The organism is Candidatus Nitrotoga fabula (genome assembly GCF_905221025.1).
Classification (GTDB): Bacteria; Pseudomonadota; Gammaproteobacteria; order Burkholderiales; family Gallionellaceae; genus Nitrotoga; species Nitrotoga fabula.
The window spans coordinates 54,520-75,713 of record NZ_CAJNBL010000021.1 but is presented as its reverse complement, the minus strand read 5'-3'; the positions used below and the strand labels follow the sequence as shown (position 1 = coordinate 75,713).

General features: G+C 50.7%; 21 protein-coding genes. 7 read left to right on the top strand and 14 right to left on the bottom strand.

Annotation, left to right across the window (positions count from 1 at the left end):
• On the bottom strand, positions 1-199 hold a 199-nt coding region (locus KJA68_RS05885), incomplete at its 3' end, for a hypothetical protein (RefSeq protein WP_213036002.1).
• 330 nt (positions 200-529) lie between these two features.
• Here KJA68_RS05885 and tsaD point away from each other — a divergent pair.
• Positions 530-1,555 (top strand): tRNA (adenosine(37)-N6)-threonylcarbamoyltransferase complex transferase subunit TsaD, encoded by a 1,026-nt coding sequence (gene tsaD, locus KJA68_RS05880; RefSeq protein WP_213036001.1) that lies wholly within the window; start codon positions 530-532, stop codon positions 1,553-1,555.
• On the opposite strand, the gene plsY is transcribed toward tsaD, so the two are convergent.
• Entirely contained in the window at positions 1,543-2,154 is a 612-nt protein-coding gene (plsY, locus tag KJA68_RS05875) for a glycerol-3-phosphate 1-O-acyltransferase PlsY (protein WP_213036000.1), read from the bottom strand. The genes tsaD and plsY overlap by 13 nt on opposite strands.
• 76 nt (positions 2,155-2,230) lie before the next feature.
• Between plsY and folB the strand changes: the two genes are divergently transcribed.
• A complete protein-coding gene (gene folB / locus KJA68_RS05870) occupies positions 2,231-2,614 on the top strand; it encodes a dihydroneopterin aldolase (protein WP_213035999.1) in 384 nt (127 codons plus the stop codon).
• Between the two features lie 5 nt (positions 2,615-2,619).
• Here folB and tyrS read toward each other — a convergent pair whose 3' ends face one another.
• Both tyrS and KJA68_RS05860 read right to left on the bottom strand, forming a co-directional pair.
• On the bottom strand, positions 2,620-3,822 hold the full coding sequence (gene tyrS / locus KJA68_RS05865; RefSeq protein ID WP_213036010.1) for a tyrosine--tRNA ligase: 1,203 nt from the start codon (positions 3,820-3,822) through the stop codon (positions 2,620-2,622).
• A 612-nt stretch (positions 3,823-4,434) separates the two neighbouring features.
• A complete protein-coding gene (locus KJA68_RS05860) occupies positions 4,435-5,040 on the bottom strand; it encodes a 2OG-Fe(II) oxygenase (RefSeq protein ID WP_213035998.1) in 606 nt (201 codons plus the stop codon).
• A 356-nt stretch (positions 5,041-5,396) separates the two neighbouring features.
• Between KJA68_RS05860 and erpA the strand changes: the two genes are divergently transcribed.
• On the top strand, positions 5,397-5,747 hold the full coding sequence (gene erpA / locus KJA68_RS05855) for an iron-sulfur cluster insertion protein ErpA (RefSeq protein ID WP_213035997.1): 351 nt from the start codon (positions 5,397-5,399) through the stop codon (positions 5,745-5,747).
• A gap of 370 nt (positions 5,748-6,117) precedes the next feature.
• Here the strand turns inward: erpA and KJA68_RS05850 are convergent, their stop codons facing one another.
• Complete coding sequence (locus KJA68_RS05850; protein ID WP_281412141.1) at positions 6,118-7,254, bottom strand: anhydro-N-acetylmuramic acid kinase; 1,137 nt, start codon at positions 7,252-7,254, stop codon at positions 6,118-6,120.
• Positions 7,247-8,560: a M23 family metallopeptidase gene (locus KJA68_RS05845; protein WP_213035995.1), complete on the bottom strand. Its 1,314-nt coding sequence runs from the start codon at positions 8,558-8,560 to the stop codon at positions 7,247-7,249. The genes KJA68_RS05850 and KJA68_RS05845 overlap by 8 nt, the downstream gene beginning before the upstream one ends.
• 307 nt (positions 8,561-8,867) lie before the next feature.
• Here KJA68_RS05845 and KJA68_RS05840 point away from each other — a divergent pair, with 307 nt between their 5' ends.
• The 4 genes from KJA68_RS05840 to KJA68_RS05825 all read left to right on the top strand — a co-directional run bounded on the left by KJA68_RS05840 (position 8,868) and on the right by KJA68_RS05825 (position 13,417).
• The gene (locus KJA68_RS05840; protein ID WP_213035994.1) at positions 8,868-9,413 is read left to right on the top strand and encodes an Lcl C-terminal domain-containing protein; all 546 of its coding nucleotides are present in this window, start codon (positions 8,868-8,870) and stop codon (positions 9,411-9,413) included.
• A 600-nt stretch (positions 9,414-10,013) separates the two neighbouring features.
• Positions 10,014-11,129, top strand: coding sequence for a GTP 3',8-cyclase MoaA (gene moaA, locus KJA68_RS05835; protein ID WP_213035993.1), 1,116 nt, complete (start codon positions 10,014-10,016; stop codon positions 11,127-11,129).
• Between the two features lie 153 nt (positions 11,130-11,282).
• Positions 11,283-12,545: a molybdopterin molybdotransferase MoeA gene (gene moeA, locus KJA68_RS05830; protein WP_213035992.1), complete on the top strand. Its 1,263-nt coding sequence runs from the start codon at positions 11,283-11,285 to the stop codon at positions 12,543-12,545.
• A gap of 200 nt (positions 12,546-12,745) precedes the next feature.
• The gene (locus tag KJA68_RS05825; protein WP_213035991.1) at positions 12,746-13,417 is read left to right on the top strand and encodes an ankyrin repeat domain-containing protein; all 672 of its coding nucleotides are present in this window, start codon (positions 12,746-12,748) and stop codon (positions 13,415-13,417) included.
• A gap of 98 nt (positions 13,418-13,515) precedes the next feature.
• Here the strand turns inward: KJA68_RS05825 and modC are convergent, their stop codons facing one another.
• The 8 genes from modC to KJA68_RS10855 form a co-directional block, all read right to left on the bottom strand.
• On the bottom strand, positions 13,516-14,589 hold the full coding sequence (modC, locus tag KJA68_RS05820) for a molybdenum ABC transporter ATP-binding protein (protein ID WP_213035990.1): 1,074 nt from the start codon (positions 14,587-14,589) through the stop codon (positions 13,516-13,518).
• Positions 14,586-15,290, bottom strand: coding sequence for a molybdate ABC transporter permease subunit (gene modB / locus KJA68_RS05815; protein ID WP_246487083.1), 705 nt, complete (start codon positions 15,288-15,290; stop codon positions 14,586-14,588). The genes modC and modB overlap by 4 nt, the downstream gene beginning before the upstream one ends.
• A 14-nt stretch (positions 15,291-15,304) precedes the next feature.
• On the bottom strand, positions 15,305-16,081 hold the full coding sequence (modA, locus tag KJA68_RS05810; RefSeq protein WP_213035989.1) for a molybdate ABC transporter substrate-binding protein: 777 nt from the start codon (positions 16,079-16,081) through the stop codon (positions 15,305-15,307).
• A gap of 24 nt (positions 16,082-16,105) precedes the next feature.
• Positions 16,106-17,674, bottom strand: a complete 1,569-nt coding sequence (locus KJA68_RS05805) for an alginate export family protein (RefSeq protein ID WP_213035988.1) — start codon at positions 17,672-17,674, stop codon at positions 16,106-16,108.
• Between the two features lie 164 nt (positions 17,675-17,838).
• On the bottom strand, positions 17,839-18,267 hold the full coding sequence (locus tag KJA68_RS05800; RefSeq protein ID WP_213035987.1) for a TOBE domain-containing protein: 429 nt from the start codon (positions 18,265-18,267) through the stop codon (positions 17,839-17,841).
• 335 nt (positions 18,268-18,602) lie between these two features.
• Positions 18,603-19,406: a TOBE domain-containing protein gene (locus tag KJA68_RS05795; RefSeq protein WP_213035986.1), complete on the bottom strand. Its 804-nt coding sequence runs from the start codon at positions 19,404-19,406 to the stop codon at positions 18,603-18,605.
• 156 nt (positions 19,407-19,562) lie between these two features.
• Positions 19,563-20,588 carry a septal ring lytic transglycosylase RlpA family protein gene (locus tag KJA68_RS05790; protein ID WP_213035985.1) on the bottom strand — a complete coding sequence of 342 codons (1,026 nt, stop codon included), beginning with the start codon at positions 20,586-20,588 and terminating at the stop codon, positions 19,563-19,565.
• Positions 20,589-20,618: 30 nt separating this feature from the next.
• Positions 20,619-21,176, bottom strand: a complete 558-nt coding sequence (locus KJA68_RS10855) for a septal ring lytic transglycosylase RlpA family protein (protein WP_213035984.1) — start codon at positions 21,174-21,176, stop codon at positions 20,619-20,621.
• Between the last annotated feature and the right edge of the window lie 18 nt (positions 21,177-21,194).

Sequence of the window (21,194 nt, the reverse complement as noted above, 5' to 3'; positions counted from 1 at the left end):
CGGTTGTCTGTAAACTTTTAAAGAGCGGGCTGCCGTAGCAGCAAGAGGTGCGCATTATACAGAGCAAAACTGGATGGTCAAGCATTTTGTTCAAACAATCTAAAAAAATCTTTCTGCACTGGCTGCCAAAGGTCGCTTCCGGGCATTCATGGCGCATTTTTCCTGGCTTCTTGCTGGGTATCAAGCTGCTTAAAACCAACGGGTTGCCTCCTGATCAGATTGCCCTAGCTGTCCTGATCCCCACACGAAATTTTTTTATCCCCGGTGATCTGCTTTTCTTTAATTTTCTTGTCCTACCCATTTTCCAGAAGAAAAATTTCCAACGATAATAATAAAAATCAGAACGAGCCAATCCGAATCGGAACGCAGCGATGCATTCATTTTTCCAGGTATGTTTTTTGCCTGAGTTCTCCGCTTTCCCTTTGTACCCATCCCCGTTACTTAAGAAAACCCGATTCTTCGAGCAGAATTTATTCTGTTTGCAACACGCTACAATATGTATTTACCCATACCACTGGTTACCCCTGTCATGATGAAACTGATCCTGGGCATTGAAAGCTCCTGCGACGAAACGGGAATCGCAATCTATCACACCGACCGCGGATTACTGGCCCATGCGCTGCATACCCAGATTGCCATGCATAATGAGTATGGCGGCGTTGTGCCGGAACTGGCATCACGCGACCACATCCACCGCATTCTTCCCCTGATACGCTCAGTCTCAGCGGAAGCCGGATGCCGGCTGCAGGAACTGGATGCCATCGCCTATACCAAAGGCCCAGGCCTTTCCGGCGCTTTGCTGGTAGGCGCAAGCATTGCCTGTTCACTGGCCTATTCTCTTGGCATACCTGCCATCGGCGTGCACCACCTGGAGGGACATCTACTGTCCCCCCTGCTATCTGAGCCCGACCTGGATTTTCCTTTCATCGCTTTACTGGTTTCTGGTGGACACACCCAATTGATGCAGGTGAGCGGCGTGGGAAATTACCTATTGCTGGGAGAGACACTGGACGATGCCGCGGGCGAGGCCTTTGACAAAAGCGCCAAACTGCTTGGTCTTGGCTACCCGGGAGGGCCTGAGCTGGCCAATCTGGCGGTTGAGGGGCGACCCGGCCATTTTCATCTGCCTCGCCCCATGCAGCACAGCGGTGACCTGGACTTCAGCTTCAGCGGACTGAAAACCGCCGTTCTTACTCTGACCCGACAGCACACACTGGACAGGCAAACCCGTGCCGACATCGCCCATGCCGCCCAGGAAGCCATCGTAGAAGTGCTGGTTACCAAATCTCTTGCTGCCCTGAAGCAGAGCGGAATGAAACGGCTGGTTGTCGCAGGGGGGGTAGGCGCCAATCAGCGCCTGCGTTCGCAACTCAACGAAGCTGCCCAAAAGCGGGGCTTTCATGTGTTTTATCCTGCTCTTGAGTTTTGCACCGATAACGGAGCCATGATTGCCTACGCCGCCGCACGTCGCCTTCAGGGGCAGGATGCCGTGACCGATTTTCGCTTCAATGTCCGGCCACGCTGGGATTTGCAGGAAATCAACTATTCCGGATGATTGCCCGACTTTCTGGTAAACCGGCTTTCCTTGCCAGACAGCAGATTCCGGATGTTGCTCTTGTGTCGCCAGATCAGTAATAAAGACATGGCCAGCGAAAGCAGTACATATTCCGATGGCAGCGCCAGAACAACGGAATAAACCGGCACCGCTACAGCCGCGACCAGCGCCGCGAGCGAAGATAGGCGAAACACCAGGGCAACCAGCAGCCACGTCGCCATTGCCGCCAGCCCCAGCCAGATATTCAGCGCAAGCAATACGCCCAGCGCCGTCGCCACGCCTTTGCCTCCCTTGAAATGCAGAAACAGGGGAAACAGGTGACCGAGAAATACCGCCAGTGCCACTGCGGCAACCAGCAGAAGACTCCCATCCGGTGCAAACTTTCCGGCCAGCCATACCGCCAAAGCGCCTTTCGCCGCATCGCCCAGCAACGTCAGAATTGCAGCCCATTTATTTCCGGTGCGCATGACGTTGGTCGCTCCCGGGTTCTGTGATCCATAGCTCCGCGGATCGGGCAAGGCAAACAAACGGCTCACGATGACTGCGAAAGAAACCGAGCCTAGCAAATACGCAGCGACAATAAAAAGCAGGTTGATCATTTGAAATACCTTAAAATGTATCCATAACCGATTTGTCCACGAACGCAAGGTCCGATTAACTCAAACCGTTTTTTGTATGGATATTATTTTTCTGCGCGAACTCAAGGTCGAAACACTTATTGGCGTATATGAATGGGAAAAACGGGTACCGCAAACCCTGCAACTGGATATGGAAATCGCCCTTCCGACCTCCCGCGCCTGCCAAACTGACGATATTCAGGATGCACTGGATTACTCTGAAATTGTAAGCCATATCCAGAATGCGCTCGGTAGCCACCACTTCAGCCTGCTGGAAGCGCTTGCCGAGCATATTGCCCAGATCCTGCTGGTGGATTTCAACGTACCGTGGGTCCGGATCAGTGCCGCTAAAATCAATGCCATACGCAATTGCCAACGGATCGGAATCCGCATTGAACGCTGGAAAGAAGGTTTCTGCCCTGCGCAGGGTCCAGACAGTTAATTCATTCAGGTAACCGTTACCCGCCCAAACTTGCGCTTGCCTACCTGGGCCACCACCACGCTGCCGGTTTGTAATTGCAGCGACTTATCCGTTACCCGCTCGCCATCGAGCCTGACCGCACCTTGGGTAATCATGCGCATGGCTTCCGAAGTGCTTTCCACCAGCCCAGCCTGCTTGAGCAACTGGGCAACCCCAATTGTCCCTGTTCCTTCGCTGGTCGAGACGGTCAACTCGGGCATATCCTCCGGAAGCGTACCCTGCCTGAAGCGGGCTTCGAATTCTGCCAGCGCCCCTTCGGCTGCCCCCCGGCCATGAAAGCGGGTGACCATTTCCTGGGCAAGCAAAACCTTGATGTCCCGCGGGTTACGTCCCTGCTCCACCTCCACCCTCCATTTTGCAATGGTTTGCATCGGTTCAAATGAAAGCAACTCCAGATAATCCCACATCAATTGATCTGAAACGGACATCAGCTTCCCGAACATTTCCTGCGGCTTATCCGTGATGCCCACATAATTACCCAGTGACTTGGACATCTTGTTGATCCCATCCAGCCCCACCAGCAATGGCATGGTGAGTACGCACTGGGGAGACTGGCCATAATGTTTCTGCAGTTCCCGCCCCATCAGCAGATTAAATTTCTGGTCTGATCCCCCAAGCTCCATATCTGCCCTGAGCGCTACGGAATCGTATCCCTGTATCAGGGGATAAATAAACTCATGGATCGCAATCGGCTGACTGTTTCTGTAGCGTTTCCCGAAATCATCACGCTCCAGCATGCGCGCAACTGTATGGGTAGCGGCAAGCTTGATCAGGTCGGCTGCACTGAATTTGTCCATCCAGGCAGCGTTGAAAACGATTTCCGTCCTGTCCGGGTCCAGCACCTTGAATACCTGTTCACGGTAACTTTCGGCATTTTCCAGCACCTGTTCACGCGACAACGGGGGACGGGTCGTATTCTTTCCGGTGGGGTCCCCGATCCTGCCGGTAAAATCCCCGATCAGGAACAAGGCTTGATGCCCGAGGTCCTGAAACTGGCGCAACTTATTGAGCAGCACGGTATGCCCAAGGTGCAAATCCGGCGCAGTCGGATCGAACCCTGCCTTGATGCGCAGTGGACGACCTGATTCCAGTTTTTGGATCAGTTCCTTTTCCAGCAGCAATTCATCGCAACCACGCTTGATTACGTCTATGGTTTCTTGTAGGGTCATTTGAAGCAACTTCGCTTTATGTTCGATAGTATAGTGAAGGTAAATGCGGGCTGTATCCTGATAAACCATGGGCAATCTGCATGGACAGAACGGATGGCATGGAAACCCCTCAAACCCATTGTTGTTATGCAATTTGCAGCCCGGAATCAGGCTCCATTTTACCCCAAATGCAACTGTTCCTTCCCTAAAAAATCATTCGTCCGATTGACGGGCGGCGCTATATTCCCAGTACATTTTTCTGCTCACCGAAAGAACATGCCGATCATGGGAAGTCAAAGTAACTGCAAAACTATAAACTGACAACAAGTGGAAGGTTTCGTGTCATTGGAAAAGAGGAAATTCAGGGTTTGTTCACCCTCACCGGGGAACCCCATACCGCCTGGCTATTGAGACGCGCGGCAAACAGAATACGCACTCAGGAGAACTGTAGCGCAGAAGCCTGAACCCGGATTCACGCGCCTCTGCTCTTTTCGGGACATCATTTTAAGTAACGGCAAAAAAAACCGTGCCCGTTTCTTTCAGGCAGGGAAAGAATTGAAAATCGCCATCGTACAGAGCATGATCATCCGGACCGAACATCCGAAAAATTGCAACAAAAGAATTCCGCCTGGTTTATTTAAGCTCCTCAACCGGAATCCCGTATTCGGAAGTCCAGGGAACAGGCCATGACCAAACGGTTAACGAAAACTTTGTTCCCTGCGTCACATCCAGAACCTGGTGCGGATGCGTTACCTGTCCCGGCCAGAAAAGAGCATAGCCAACCGGGAGGTCTTTGTTATTATAATTTTGCCTGGGAAAAACCAGATCCCCACCGGTAAAATCATCGTTCAGCTTTACCAGCATGGACACCAGGGAAACATCGTGGTGCAGTCTCATGTTCTTTACGTCACCCGGCCCGTACCGCACAAAATACGGTGAGGTGAACCCCAATATGTTCAGCAGTGGGAATACATACAGCAGGGAGGGAAGACACTTGTCCATCACCTGCTTGCAGATATCAATTGAAAACACCCTGCTCAGATTGTAAAGATTCAGCTCGGAAGCAGCATATCCGTCCGGGTTCTGCGCATAAAACAGTTCCGGCCTTGAATTCAACTCCTTGATCAAATCTGTACAGTATTCGGGCGTCCAGAACGGGGTCGAATATATATCATGCGCCACCTCTGTAAATACTCCGCATTTATTTGCAATATAGTCTTTACTATGTAAGATTTTCATTTTCTTTAACTATATAAAGTTACCGCACCCTTGATCCGACCATACCCGCCGACCCATGCCGTGACAAGCCCGAATAAACTACATTGATTGTAATGCTACTCCTACTTAAAATTACTGTCTACCGGCACTTTAGCCATGCACCTGCCCATCTTCAGATTTTTTATATTCTCTAAGATAAGCCAGACATGCGATAGCGATTCTGGCGTATCGGATTAATTTCAAGTAGTATGAGATTTTTCAGGATCCATTACTAAAATTTTAGTGATAATTCTGCCTGATAGATTATGGTGACACTTGAGCCAAACCGGCAACTGGCTATCCGCCATTTTTACTTTACAGATTTTACGGAGACAACCATGAATGCAATAACCGACCTGCAGGATCCGCTGGTATTTACCGACAGCGCTGCCAACAAAGTCAAGGAAATGATCGACGAGGAAAACAATGCCAACCTGAAATTGCGGATTGCAGTAAGCGGCGGGGGATGCTCCGGTTTCCAGTATGGTTTTACCCTGGATGAAGTGATTAACGAAGATGATACCGTGCTCAACAAAAATGGGGTGCAATTGTTGATAGACCCCATGAGCATTCAATACCTGATAGGCGCAGAAATTGATTACCAGGATGGAATAGAAGGCTCTCAATTTGTCATCAAGAACCCAAGCGCCACTTCTACCTGCGGCTGCGGATCGTCTTTTTCAGTCTAACCCAAGAAGCTCCCTGCCGGGCTGACCATTTCCTGCATCGTACGGTCGGATGTTTTATACAAAAATCATCCGACCATGTATATCCGAATCGATTTGCTGTGCAAATCCCCTCTTACGATAATATCCGCTTCTAATCCAGCGTAGAATTGCCGATAGTGTATTTTTCCTGCAAAAACCTCTGTGGCCCTGGTACATTATATTTGCCAGCCTGCTTGCAGAGCGCCTGAACCACTCTGCAAGCTTTTATCTCCTCGACAAATCTGACGGCACGCTACAGCCAGGAAAATCACCGCCCATCTGACAGATTTTTATGGAACACAGTGAATGGGAGACGATATGCTCGCGGCCTGCATTACCCGAAAAGGCAAATTTATGCCGGATAAATCGCGCCAAGTATGCACGAATGACGTGCACCGGTAACGGTAACCAGATTCAGTTCGCGATTATATAAACGTTGCTGTGCGAGCCAGGCAAAGGCGATCGCCTCCAGCCAGTCAACCCCCATGCCGAGCACTTCGGTGGTTTGAATGTTGCATTCCGGCAGAAAAGCGCCCAGTTTCTGCACCAGCGCCTGATTATGTGCACCGCCGCCACACAAATATATCTCTGTTGCCCCTTTGCAAAAGCACTGAATGGCATCCGAAATGGCACGGCAGCTCAACTCAAGCAGCGTGGCCTGAACATCGACCGGCGCTTCATCCCCACGGAGCCTGCCCTTGAGCCAGGCCAGACTGAACAAATCCCGACCGCTGCTTTTCGGTGGAGGCGCATGCAGGAACGGCTCCTCCAGAAATCTCTGCAGCAGCGCCGGAATAACCTTTCCGCTTGCAGCCCATGCGCCATCGCGGTCATATGGCTCTCCGCAATGCATGGATATCCATGCATCCATCAGCATATTTCCCGGACCGCAATCAAAACCGGAAACGGGACACTCAGGGGACAAATTGGTCAGGTTACTGATACCGCCTATATTCACGGCCACGCGATGTATGGCTGGATGGCGTAGAACCTTGTCATGAAAAGCAGGAACCAGCGGAGCCCCCTGCCCGCCTGCAGCAATATCACGACTGCGGAAATCACTTACCACCGCAATTCCACTTAATTCAGCTAGCAGGGCTGCATTGCCGAGTTGCAGCGTATATCCCTGATCAGGGCAATGACGTATGGTCTGACCATGACAGCCGATAGCGCAAACCTGTCCGGGTACAACCCCGGCTTTCTGCAGCAGGCTCACCGTCGCCTGCGAATAGCGCTTCGCCAGTTCATTACCGATGAACTGCGTTTGGCGCAACTCATCATATGCCGGTTGATGCAAAGCTAGCAGCGCTTCCCGGAGGTCTTTCCCGTAAGCCTGATAACAGGTTGCAAGAAGTCTGGTCTGGTCATCAGGAAAGCCAACCAGGACAGCATCAATGCCATCCAGGCTGGTCCCCGACATAATCCCTATGTATAGCTCGGAATCATTCTGAACCCGTTGAGACTTCCTGGTGTCATTCGTTTCAGTCAAGCTTGGCCATGTTCGTGTCACGCAACATGCCGAGTCGTGCAGTCAGGCCACTGGTAGCGTTCTGAAAAGCGAGCTTTTGCGCATTGTTAAGAGGAGGCGTATCTGACAGCACAGCGCGTAGCGGGTCACGATGCTGGTCATTCACCAGAAATTCATAATGCAAGTGAGGACCGGTCGCCAGGCCAGTCATGCCGACGAAACCAATAATGTCCCCCTGCGTGACACGCCGGCCACGACTCAAGCCATTTGCAAAACGCGATAGATGCCCGTACACCGTAGTATGGTGCCCCTGATGCTCCACGACCACTACATTGCCATACCCACCCCGCTTACCGACAAACGATACTGTACCATCCGCGGTTACTTTTACCTTGGTGCCATGTGCTGCGGCGTAATCCACCCCTTTATGCGCTCGCCATCTGTTCAGGACCGGGTGAAAACGCATCCGGCTGAAGCCTGAGCTGATACGGGAAAATTCAATCGGGGAGCGCAAAAATGCTTTATGCAAACTTTTTCCATCCGGGGTGTAATAAGCACCACGGGTACCGTCGGTTTTAAAGTATACCGCACGGTAACTCTGCCCCTGATTAATGAACTCGGCAGCCAGGATACGGCCAGGACGAACCGGTTCACCATTGCTGTACTCCATATCGTACACCAGGCTGAATTTATCCCCTTTGCGCAGATCCCGATGAAAATCAATATCACTACCAAAAACTTCGGCAAGCTGATTAGCGATGGATTCCGGCAGGCCAAGGGCATCCGTTGCTGCAAATAACGAGGTACTGATTTCACCTGTGCTCATATGCTGGCGCATTTCGACCTGAGGAGATTGCAAACGGGTCTTGAAGCCTCCTGCCTCTTTCTCGATAATTACATAATTGCCGCTGTTATCCAGATAACGCAATGCCAGCAGACCTCCGTCCGCACTGGTTTCAGCCTGCACATTTTTATTGATGGCAAGCTTGCGGAAAGATTCTGCTGCCTGGTTGCGACGCAGATATTCACTGGCAGCAACATCCTCCACATGCAGGCGGCGCAAAATCTCCATTACGGTATCTCCGCGCCTGACGCTTTCATTGCGCCAGAACGTGGCAACCGTAGCACCGGGAACGACTGGAGAAACCTGTACGGGGTTCGGCAAGGCGATTTCTTCCGCAACCATGGTCAGGGATGCAGAATCAATATCAGAATGCGGGACAATTCCAAACGCCGTGACTACTCCAAGCAAAGGCAGGCTGGATAATGCAACGAGCCAGCGTAACTTCAATCTTCTTTCTTGTGTCAGAGTATTTCGGGTTAGCATTTACGGTAATTTCTCCTGGCTTCGTCACTGGAAGTTACGGACGAGTGATTCACAAACGAGACTGAGTCTCAATCGACTGATTCTCAAATTCTTGTCAGCATATCAAAAAAATCCTGCAATGCCAACCCAAGGGATCAAGGGCTTTCTGGTGACACTCTCTGCCAGACCGGCACGACTCTGCCCGATATTCTCCAAATTCATTGTTTCCATGGACACAACACCTTGCCTGAACATCATTTTGATCTATACTTGAAACAATGACAGCCACACTGCATGCTTTACAAAAAAACTTACGGAGCCCTTTACCATGAATACCACTGATCCCCTGGCACCAAGCGGCGCCCAGGAAACATCCGATTCCCCTGATAGCACCCTTCCTCCACGATTCGAAATTTCCGCAGATGGCAAAGAAGTGACCGATAACAAGACAGGCCGGATCTGGCGGCGTTGCCCGGAAGGCATGACGATGACCCCTAACGGGTGTACGGGAATGGCAACAGGGTATACCTGGGATCAGGCGATAGCCATGGCCAAACACGAGGCAATGTCTACCGGCATAGCCTGGCGTCTGCCTTTTGCCAACGAACTGGCAAGCATAGTGGACCTAAACGTCAGAAACCCATCCATTAATCAGGAAGCCTTTCCAATGAAATGGCCGACCCATGCTGCTCATTTCTGGTCAATTGAGCCTGCAAAGGATAATTCATCCTTTTCCTGGGGCGTCAGTTTTTACAACGGCAAAGTAGATTACTACCAGCGCGGAGACGATGGCCGTGTGAGACTGGTACGCACCGGACCCAACGCCGTTCCGATCGATGCCACCGGCGCAGTCGAAAATTCACCCTATCCCTGAAAATAAACGGATATCATGGGCATTTTACCGCCAACCCCACGTGGTTATGATTGCAGGGGAATGCCCATCCGGGTTGAAAAACAACCGCGACTAAATTCGTGATTCCCGAAAAACCTTCTTGGCATATCCGGGCACGCCAAGGATTTTCCATTCTAACACCATGATTGTTAATTACATTAACAATACCCCACTAATTTACTTTGCATTAAAAGCATGCAATCGTATAATCTGGGGTGATCTTTAAACAAAAAACAAATTGTTGCAAAGCTTTCACGTTCTCTGGTACGTTGTTTTCCCGTGCCGGATATTTAAAATGGATTGCCATGCATAGGCTGCATTCGATCTGTATCACTGTCCAGGGCACGAACAGGTACTTGCGCATGGACTGAACAGGATACAAGCAACTTTGTAGCACTGAGTGAACCGTTTATTATTTATTAGCCAGCATGGACCATGATAAAAAACTGATTGCTGCCTGAAGCCGGCTATCCCTGCATGTTTGCCACATTACCGTTTGGGTATATGTATTAAACGAATGTCAATGAACGATTAACATACCTGTATATACTGACGCACATAATAGATACCGGGCCTAATGCCATGCCTAAAAAGACCATTCCAATTATCGATTTTCGCCAATACCGGTCCATTCCGAATATTCCTTCCGTTATTGAAGAGCCCAATGGACTCCTTGGTGATGCATTTGGACGCCCATTGCAGGATTTGCGCATCTCCCTCACGGATCGATGTAATTTCCGGTGTGTATATTGCATGCCCATCGAAGCATTCGGCAAAGATCATAAATTCATGCCGCGTGCTTCCATGCTGACCTTTGAAGAAATCACCCGCATTGCAAAAATTTTTGTGGACCACGGTGTCCAGAAAATTCGTCTGACGGGTGGCGAACCCCTGTTGCGCAAGCACGTCGAAAATTTAATCGAAATGCTCTCCAGACTGAAAACCTATGACGGGAAAGATTTGGACCTGACGCTCACAACAAACGGTTCTCTGCTTGGAAAAAAAGCCCAGTCCCTGAAAGATGCAGGATTAAACCGGGTTACTGTCTCTCTGGATGCATTAGATGATGCCACCTTCAAACGCATGAATGGGGTTGATTATTCTGTATCGGATGTTCTGCGCAGCCTGGACATCGCCCATTCAGTAGGCCTCGGTCCAATTAAAGTAAACATGGTTGTCAAAGGCGGAATGAACGACCAGGAAATCGTCCCCATGGCCCGCTATTTCAAGGATACTCCTTTTATTCTGCGATTTATCGAATATATGGACGTAGGAACTTCCAACCAGTGGGAAATGGGTGAGGTGATCCCATCCGCCGAAGTGGTACGCCGGATTTCCACCCACATGCCCCTGGAGGAAATCGAGCCGAACTGCTCTGGTGAAACTGCAGAGCGGTGGCGCTACAAACAAGGCGGAGGGGAAATCGGAGTCATCTCCAGCATCACCAAAACCTTCTGCCATGAATGTGTTCGCGCCCGGTTATCTACAGAAGGCAAACTATATACTTGCCTGTTTGCAGAAAGCGGCCATGATTTGCGGGCACTGTTACACGGCGGGAAAACTGACCAGGAAATTTCCGCTGCTCTTGCACACCTATGGCGCCAGCGCGCAGATCGCTATTCGGAGTTGCGCAGTGCCAACACAAAGAAAACAAATTCAACAGGTAAAAAGATTGAAATGTCTTACATCGGTGGGTAGCTCCCCTGCGTGCACTTTTCCGCCCTGCCGACCCGAACCGCCTGCATTCACCGGGTTTGCCATACCCTGCCCCTTCTGGAGCCTGAAGGGGACTATGCTGCATCCGTTCACAATCATTCCTATTGTCAACCATACCTAACATAAGGACATTTCATGGAATCTCCACGTCCCTTCCTGTCCACTCTTGAGCAAATGGGTGATTATGACCCTAACTCCATGCCTGTGGAAAAAGCACGCCAGTTCATCCGGCAGTTCCTCACGCCACTTGCCAAACACGAATCGATCCGCCTCTGCAATGCATTGCACCGCACTCTTGCAACGGACATACAATCCCCGATGAATGTTCCACCGCACGACTATTCCGCAATGGATGGATACGCCGTGCGCCATGAGGATCTGACAAGCGCTCCCACCGTTCTGAAAGTTGTCGGCAGCGCATTTGCAGGACATCCTTTTAGCGGTTGCGTTGGCGCAGGAGAGTGCGTGCGTATCATGACCGGAGCACTCATTCCAGAAGGATGTGACAGTGTAGTGATGCAGGAACATGTACAGGCCTCCGGCTCATCCGTTGAAATAGGCGAAGGGCATCGTCGAGGCCAGAACATTCGCCTGATTGGGGAAGACATTGCACAGAATTCCACTGTGCTGACCAAAGGACAAATCATTCGTCCCGCCGAAATGGGCCTGCTGGCTTCGCTTGGCTTTAGTGATGTCACCGTTTACCATAAATTAAAAGTCGCGCTGTTTTCGACCGGCGATGAATTACAGGAACCAGGAACTCAACTGGCTCCCGGGAAAATCTACAACAGCAATCGCTACTCCCTGCTGGGGATGCTGGGCGAGCTTGGGGTCGAAATTGTCGACATGGGCACCATTCGTGATGACAAAGCCAGCCTCAAGGAGGCATTGCTGGATGCCGCATCCCGGACGGATGCCATTATCACGAGTGGTGGAGTTTCCGTAGGTGAGGCCGACTATATCAAGCAACTGCTCACAGAAATCGGAGAAGTTGTATTCTGGAAAATAGCGATGAAACCTGGAAAACCTCTTGCTTATGGCAAGATTGGCACCTGTCATTTTTTCGGGTTGCCCGGCAATCCAGTCGCAGTCATGGTAACTTTTCAGCAGTTTGTCCGCGATGCATTACGCATTCTGATGGGGCAGCAACCCAGGCTTACCATAGAATTCCAGGCCACTTGCACCAGCCCCATCCGCAAGGTTCCCGGGCGAACCGAATTCCAGCGCGGCATTCTCAGCAAGGATCCGGATGGCTCATGGACCGTACGCACCACGGGTACCCAGTGCTCCGGCATTCTCAGCTCAATGAGCAAGGCAAACAGCTACATCGTATTACCTGCGTCGCAAGGAAGCGTTGAGGCAGGGAGTACTGTCCTGGTTCAACCTTTTTTAGATTAACAAATCATGTCATAATGTAATATTTCACCAGAAACGGATATCAAGCATTGTAGTGCATGGAGGTGTACCCCCTGCTACAGACAGGTTCTACCTGTAATCAGGCAGTATGGACATGAGTTCCCATCTGCCTGCTCCATACCGATAGGCTGTTCATATTCCGCGCAGATACTTTTAACCTTTTAGGCCGATAGAAAACAAATATGCAAAATGAACCCGATGAAGCCCTAATCGACGCGACAATGGCCAACGATCTGGATGGGATCAGGAATGCAATCCAGCTGGGCCTGGATATTAATCATCAGAATTTTTTCGGAAAAACGGCACTTCACTATGCCGAAAGCATTGAGGCAGCCCGACTGTTAATCGAACATGGGGCAGATCCCAATCTGGTCGATTATAATAATCGCCCCCCGTTATTCGACGTGAATGACCCTGGTCTCGCCGTATTTTTAATTGATCATGGCGCGAATGCCAAATTCCAGGATAAAGATGGTTTGACCGCACTATACATATGGGTCGATTTTCCCGAAGTAGTGCAACGCTTGCTGGATGAGGGTGCAGACCCGAATGTACAGCTGGTAACGGGAAGCATGATCATTAAAAGGGGGAACACTGCTCTGCACAAGGTGGGAAATCTGGAATCTGCGCGGCTGCTCGTTGAACATGGCGCAAATGCCACGATCCGGAATGTTGAAAAGGCAACCCCGGTTCATACCACGAGCGGGGAAATACAACGCTATCTCAAGTCGGTATATGATCAACAGAATCAGGCGAAAACGGATTCTCTGACCAATTCCGGCGAACCTTCCCTGCCCGGAACTGCTGACACCAGGCTGGCTGGTGATACCACCGTCTATCATAAAACGACCTGAGCAGACATTTTACAGAAAATGCCTGTTTCAGTTTATCGTGACAACCATGCAGGCGGGCAGGGGAAGCTCAAGCCCTGAATTTTTGCATGACCGCATCATTACTCTGCCAGCGCGACTGATTTGATCATTGCATACACTGCAATTCCCGTGCGTAATTTCAGCCGCTCACAGGACCATGCAGTGATTTCTGCGAACAGATTTTGCCCTCCCCCCAATTGTAGCCCAAGCAGCACATGTCCATCCCGGACAGAGTCTATGCGCTGTATGGTTACCGGCAGAATGTTCGACAGACTGGTCCCCTCCGGCCTGGAGAGAGCGATGCCGACATCCCTGGCAAGTATGCGCAAGCGCTGTGTCCTGCCTGCGGCATCCGCGTGAACCTGGAGACTCAACCAGAAAATGTCCTTCCCGACATGAAAAGCGGTTAACCCATGTTCTTTCTGTTCCGGACGGCCTTCTATGACCGACACCACGCCCTGATCGTTAAACAAGGGAGAATCCGGTCTCGATAGGGTCTGCTTCAGCGTTTCTATGCAATCTATACCCCCATCGCGCAAAAACACCACCCGATCTGCCAGACGTTCCACTTCCGCGGGTGCATGAGTGACATATATGATCGGGATACCGGCCTGTTCGACCAGACGCTGCAGAAATGGAAGGATCTCGCGCTTCGACTGACTGTCCAGAGCGGAAAGCGGTTCATCCATCAGCAGCAGTCGCGGGCTAGTCAGCAGGGCACGTCCCAGCGCAATACGCTGCCGCTCCCCGCCGGAAAGCTGGCCCACATTTCGCCCGATCAGATTCTCGATAGCAAGCATGTCAACCACTTCTTCCAGATCCAGCTTGCGCTCGGCAGCCGGCGTACGTTGATAGCCATACAGGAGATTCTGGCGTACCGACAGGTGCGAAAACAGGCTTGCCTCCTGAAATACCATGCCGATCCGGCGCCGATGCAATGGAACCCAATGACGCCCGTCCAGCCAGGACTGACCACAAAAACTGACCCGCCCGTTTTTTTTGGGCCTCTCCAGACCGGCAATCAGGCGCAGCAGGGTGGTTTTCCCCGAACCGGAACGCCCAAACAGAACGGTAACCCCTTCCACCGGCCAACATGCATCTACATCAAAGACAAAACCTGGGTGCGTGATACGCGCAGTAACAGACAAGGTCATGGCCTGGCCATCTCAAAACTTCGGTTGAGCCAGTAAACCAGGAACAGCACAACAAAAGCACCAATCAGCAGCAAAAGGCTCAGTCTGCCCGCAGCAGCGTATTGCATGCTTTCGGTATAACCATAAATCGTGGTCGAAAGCACATGGGTAACTCCGGGAATATTGCCGCCCACCATCAGAACCACCCCAAATTCACCCATGGTATGGGCAAATGTCAGCGTTATGGCAACCACGAAGCCTCGCCTCGCCATCGGAATAATCACGCTGAAAAGTCGATCCATCGCGCCAGCCCCGAGCGAAGCGGCGACTTCGACCGGACGCTTCCCCAGGTTGGAAAAAGCATGCTCCAGTGGTTGTACGGCAAACGGCATGGAATAAATCACCGAGCCAATCAGAATCCCCTCGAAAGTGAAGGCGAAATGTTGGAGTCCCAGGGTTTCCATGGTTCCGCCTATTATCCCGCGCGGCCCCAGTGCGATCAGCAAATAGAACCCGAGTACCGTCGGTGGCAACACCAGAGGCAGTGCCACCACCGCCTGCACGGCCGTGCGGCTTAGCGAACGTCCGTTAGCCAGCCACCAGGCCAAAGGGGTAGCAAAGATCATCAGAATGATCGTCGTGTACAGGCAAAGGCGAAAAGTAAGTGCAAGCGCTGTCCAGTCTTCTGCTGTCAAACCGAAATTCTGCCCGATAGATTCCAATATTATTTCCCGCCCTAGCGTTTCCCTGGTAGCACAAAACCATAACTTTCCAGTATCTTCTGCGATTCTGGCGTCTGAACATAAGCAGCAAATTTCCGCGCGAGCGCATTATTCCTTGCACGTTGGGTAATCACAAAGGCTTGCGCCAACGACGCATGCAGGCGCTCATCAATCATGCTGTATGACCCCAGTTTTGCCATTGCAGGAATACGTGCTTGCGACAAGCCGATTATAGCGGCATCGGCGGCAGCGGAACTTGCCATCTGCGCCGCGTGCTCGATATTCTCGCCAAGCACAAGTTTACTCTGCAATTTTTCCCATACCCCGACAGCCTTCATGGCTTCCCTGGCTCGCATGCCGTAAGGAGCGACATCCGGGTTGGCAATGGCCACCTTGCGGATATTCGAATCATCCAGTTTTTGCAAAGTCAATTTGCTGGCATCGGTTGTGGACGACCAGATGACCAATCGGCCAATCGCATAAACTACCGGATCCGAACTCGTCAAACCTTCTTTCTTCAGCGCCTGCGGAAAATTAGTGTCCGCCGAAAACAGCATATCGAAAGGCGCACCATTCTGAATTTGTGCAGTGAATTTCCCGGAGGAACCATAAATGGCTTTTACCTGGTCTTGCTGATTTTCAGCATTAAATTTATGAACAATATCGGTCATTGCATTTTTCATGCTGGCGGCAGTGGCGACGGTAATCGTCTCGGCCGTTGCAATGCCAGGACCGATCAGCAGAATTACTGCTGCAAGCGCGATAACACGTAAGGTGATTGTTTTAAACATGATAATTTCCTTTACAAAGTCATTTTAAAATGCGACTACCATCGCGTCTATCCAGACATAGTGGGTGTCGTTATCCCGCCCGGGCTGTTGCTTCTGGGATTGCGCCTCAGCAAAATCTCCGGCCATGAAGTAGGAATATCCCGCCACCATCGATAAATATTTGGTAACCGGAAATCGCGCGAGAATATCAAATTCCTGGCCTATTTCCTTGCCGCTTTTGCCTGAAGTATCACGATAGCCGGATGCTGCCCATCTGTCCGTGGCGCTGGCCAGGTCATACCAGCTGTAACCAAAATCGATTTTCAGGTTGGCTGTGGGGCTGAACTCTCCGCGCAGTTTAACCGCACGTATGTTCTCCATCTTAATATAGTTACTGTGAGACCAGGGTCTGGCAAATCCGAACAGGCCCTCAAAACGCTGACTGGTTTGATCCGTCAGATTCGCATCGCCGCTGGCATAGCCCATATTGGCCATGAAACGGGGTTTCCACGCATGGTTGCCGAAGGTATAGCCTGCTTCCATGTTATACCCGTAGCTGTCCTGATTCAGCCCGCCATCCTCGCCCCATTGCTTAAGATAGTTCAAATCCCAATCCAGTCCGGTATCGGCTACGATCCCATAGGCACGCAAACCGGCCGTATGGATTTCACGGTCTTTTTTATCCGCTGCAGTGGCAAAAGCTCCGCTGGAAGCATATTTCATCTTGCTGCCGTTTTGCTGAAGCAGGTAATAATAGGGCTGAAACGTCACTATTTTGGACCATTTGCGCAAATCAAACTTGGCACCGTAAAACCACTGCGCATCATTGGCCTTGTCCGTCTGGTCCATAAAACGAACAATGGGGTTGAAGGCAAAAAAATCTGCCTGCCAGTCACTATTCTTCGAACCCAGAAGCGCTCGTATTCCTTGGAAATTATTCGTGGTGTTACGGAATTCATTTCTTGCAATCAGGCGCTTATCCGTCAGCTCGAATGCATGGCGCCCGTACCGCAAACTGAGCGGACGATTGGTACCCAGATCGTCCTTGCCCAGCGCGTCCTTGAAATACAGCTCCCCATACCCCTGGATAAATTCTGTCTTGTTGACTTCCAGGTTGGTATCCGGATACTGACTGTTATATCTCCGGGAGTCCTGGAACTCAAAGGTGGCGCGCAACGGATCAAACTTGTTCTTTATGGCCGCATACAGGCGGGAGCGCAATTGAAACGGCTCATCTATGGTTTCGGTTTTTTTGCGAAAATCGTTATTGATATATTCATAGCGCGCCCGGATTTCCACCCCCAGATCCAGCCAGTCCACATCCTGCCACCCCTGGTCTTTAAGCCAGGTCTGGTTGGCCTGCTTGACATAACGCGGAGGATCCGATTGAAGCGTCAATCCGGAACTGCGGTACTGCACATAATACGTTGGCTTGGCCGGCGGTTTGGCTTTTTTTTCCTGCACTTTCTGGCCAGACTCTTCAACGTGCGGTTTTTGCTGGATGTTTTCCTGCTCAGCCGCAAATGCAGGGGCAATAAGCAGACAGCCGGCCAGAATCCCGGCATGAATTTCTAATCCAGATTTCCGGATGGCAGGTAACAGGCTTGCTGACAAATTTGTCGCCACCGGGTTACAGACCGTCCGATTCATGGTCCGACATGTTGGGACTGGAAAAATTTTAATCATAACAAAATTATCTCAATCTAAATATACTAAACTACATAACGAAAGACGGAATAAAACCGCATAAATTGCGGTTCCGATCCCACTGTTTTCTGTTATTTTTCTATAGCAAGAATCACATGCGATGCCTTGACCAGAGCGCATGCCGGACTACCCACAACCAGTTTGAGCATAGCTAGCGATTCATTGGTGATGATTGCGGTAAAGCTGGTATCGTAGCCCAAATCCATCACCACTTCGGCATTTACCGCCCCCCTGTCTATTTTTGTAACCACCCCGCACAACCGGTTGCGCGCCGAGGTCACAATTTTTTCATCTGCAGCAGTCAGTATCACCCATGAAGACTTGATCAGCGCAGTTGCCTCCCTGCCTGGCGCAAGGCCCAATGACGTGACGCTTTCATTGGTAATGATTGAATATATCAGCACGCCATTACCCAGTCTCAATGTCACTTCTGAATTTACTGCACCAATCGCTATGGATTCCACACTGCCTTTCAGCATATTTCTAGCACTGGTTCTCATTTCTCATCTCCCTTAAACCGAATTTGAGTTTGCCATTCTTTTATCTGGCGATCCCATGCATTTACATCCGGGCTCCAACCCGCATGCACCCCGCTGATACTGATTTTTTCCAATCTGCATCTGCATACGTAATATATACAACTATATAACGAAAAGCAAGCAATTCACACCCATCCGGAAATAACAAACTGATAGTAAAATCTTCCTGGCTGCTATCAACTATTACTCCAGGCTGCGGACTACTCAACCTGAATCAATTTCAACCCGAATTGCACTGCACTGCAAAATATTCAAAAATTTACACCGGCAGACGAAAAATCTGCCGAATTCCAGGATTAATCCACCCCGAGAATGATGTGGGACGACTTGATCAAGACGCAAGCGCGACTACCGACCACCAGCCCTAGCATTTTCCGTGACTCATCGGTAATAATTGCAGCAAGAGTCACGCCATTGCCCAGATCCAGCAGCACCTCGGTATTCACTGAACCGCACTCAATGCGACTGACTGTCCCGCAAAGTCGGTTGCGCGCAGAAACCCTGGCATTTTCATCCGCAGTCGTCAGAATTACCCAGGACGCATCGATTAATGCAAAGACTGCCTTGCCCGGCAGCAAATCCAGGGAACGGACGCTTTCAAGGGTAACCATGGCATGCAGGATTTCGCCACTGGCCAGTCTGAGCGTGACCTCCGCATTCACCGCCCCTCTTTGCACATTTTCTACAACTCCCCTGAAAGCATTGCGTGCGCTTGTGTTTACCCCGATCCGCTTTAGCAGTTCAAAACTATTCCCCAGGCCTGTATCTTTTTCGAGCACCGAAAAAAACTGGGCTTGCAATGCCGCAATGCGCCCCATTTCTTCCACCAGCCGCAGGCCCGCTGCGGTTAGCTCTGCGCCGCCCCCGCCGCGACCTCCCTGATGAGCGGTTACTAAAGGTACACCGGCAAGGTTGTTCATCGCTTCCACCGCTTCCCATGCTCCTTTGTAGGTCATTCCAAGGGATTTGGCAGCGCCGTTAATTGAATTTTCGCGACTTATTGCAACGAGCAGTTCAAGGCGTCGTGCAGAAACCTTACTGCCATTAAAATCAAGTGACAGGGAAGGGCTGATATTCCCTACGGAAATTGTGGATTGCACGGTCATCTCGATTCGCAAGTCCAGTCAGGATCCGGAGCCGGCCTGACCATACAAGCAGGCACACATCCCATTCTATCCAAAGAATTCATCATGCGTTCTCCCATGAATTACACCCGGTCAATTTCCTAAAAATCCTGCAGTTCCATGCTGTTTCCATTAGTGGAATTTTACCAGGGGCCTGAAGCCCAAGCGTGGCTCCAGCCTCTCTGCAGTTGCACGTGCCTCTTCCTGCGACAGGTAAGGACCAACATGAATGCGGATCATGTCATCGTCCTTCTGGTACAGCTCAACACGCTTTCCACTCCCCTCAAATTCAATATTCATGCGTGAAAGAAAGCTTTCCGCACTCTGCTGCGACCGGAATGCACCCAATTGCAGATAGACATTTCCACTGGCCAGCTCCCCGCCCAGGGCAGATGGAACCAGTGCCGGACTGGTTTTCTTTGCCGCAGCAACCGGAGCAGAAAATGCAGGCGGGGGCTTGATCGGAGCCACCACAACCGAATCCATGGTTGACTTTAAGGGGGTAATCACTACAGATTCGGTATCCTCCGGAGGAAGAGCCTTATTTTCTGCAACAAGACCTTCCACTTCCACCACAACTTCGGCACTACCATTATTAACAATTCCAAGTTTATGTGCGGCAGCATAGGAAAGATCAATAATACGATCATGCATGAACGGGCCACGATCATTGATCCGAACCACCACCGATTTTTTATTGGCAAGATTGGTTACACGCGCATAGCTGGGTACTGGTAAAACAGGGTGAGCCGCAGACATGCTATACATATCGTATATTTCTCCACTTGCAGTACGCTTGCCATGAAACTTCTTGCCATACCAGGAAGCGATACCGCGCTCTTTATACCCGCCCGGAGAAGTTAGCGGGGTATAGGTCTTTCCTAACGCAGAATAGGGGCTGTTCGCAAAACGGTGCAAGGGTTCCACGCGCGGAACCGCGTCGGGAATGGAGTCCAGATTGGCTGGTATGTCCTTACCAGGACTATCTCCTTCCAGATATCCGCCACGCTTGGGTTGAGTTCCGGAAATGGTTGGAACCGCATTCGATTCTATTACCGGGGCTGGGGAACTGCGTGTTTCTTCCTTCCGCGTAGGTGTGCTGCTGCATGCAGTGAGAACCAATGCAGCAAACAGTATCCATCCAGTTTGTATTTTCATTTTCCTGGCTCCCTGTTAGACTCTTGATCGTTAATATGTTTTTTTATTCAGCGATGAATCTTGAACAGGTGAAGTATAGCGCATTCTTGTCCTATCCATTTCCACCACAACTTCAGCACCACCATTATTGACAATCCCGAGCTTATCTGCGGCAGTGTAGGAAAGATCAATGATGCGATCATGCACGAACGGGCCACGATCATTGATCCGAACCACTACCGATTTTTTGTTGGCAAGATTGGTTACACGCGCATAACTGGGTATAGGTAAAACAGGATGAGCCGCAGACATGCTATACATATCGTATATTTCTCCACTTGCAGTTCGCTTGCCATGAAACTTACTGCCATACCAGGAAGCTATACCGCGCTCTTTGTACCCGCCCGGAGATATTAGGGGTATATAGGTCTTTCCTAATACAGAATACGGGCTGTTCGCAAAACGGTGCAAGGGTTCCGCGCGCTGAACCCCATTCGACTCTATCACTGGAGCTGGGGAACTGCGTGTTTCTTCCTTCTGTGCGGGTATATTGCTGCATGCAGTGAGAACCAATACAGTAAACAGTATTAATCCAGTTTGTTGAATCACTTACCTGACCCCCTGTTA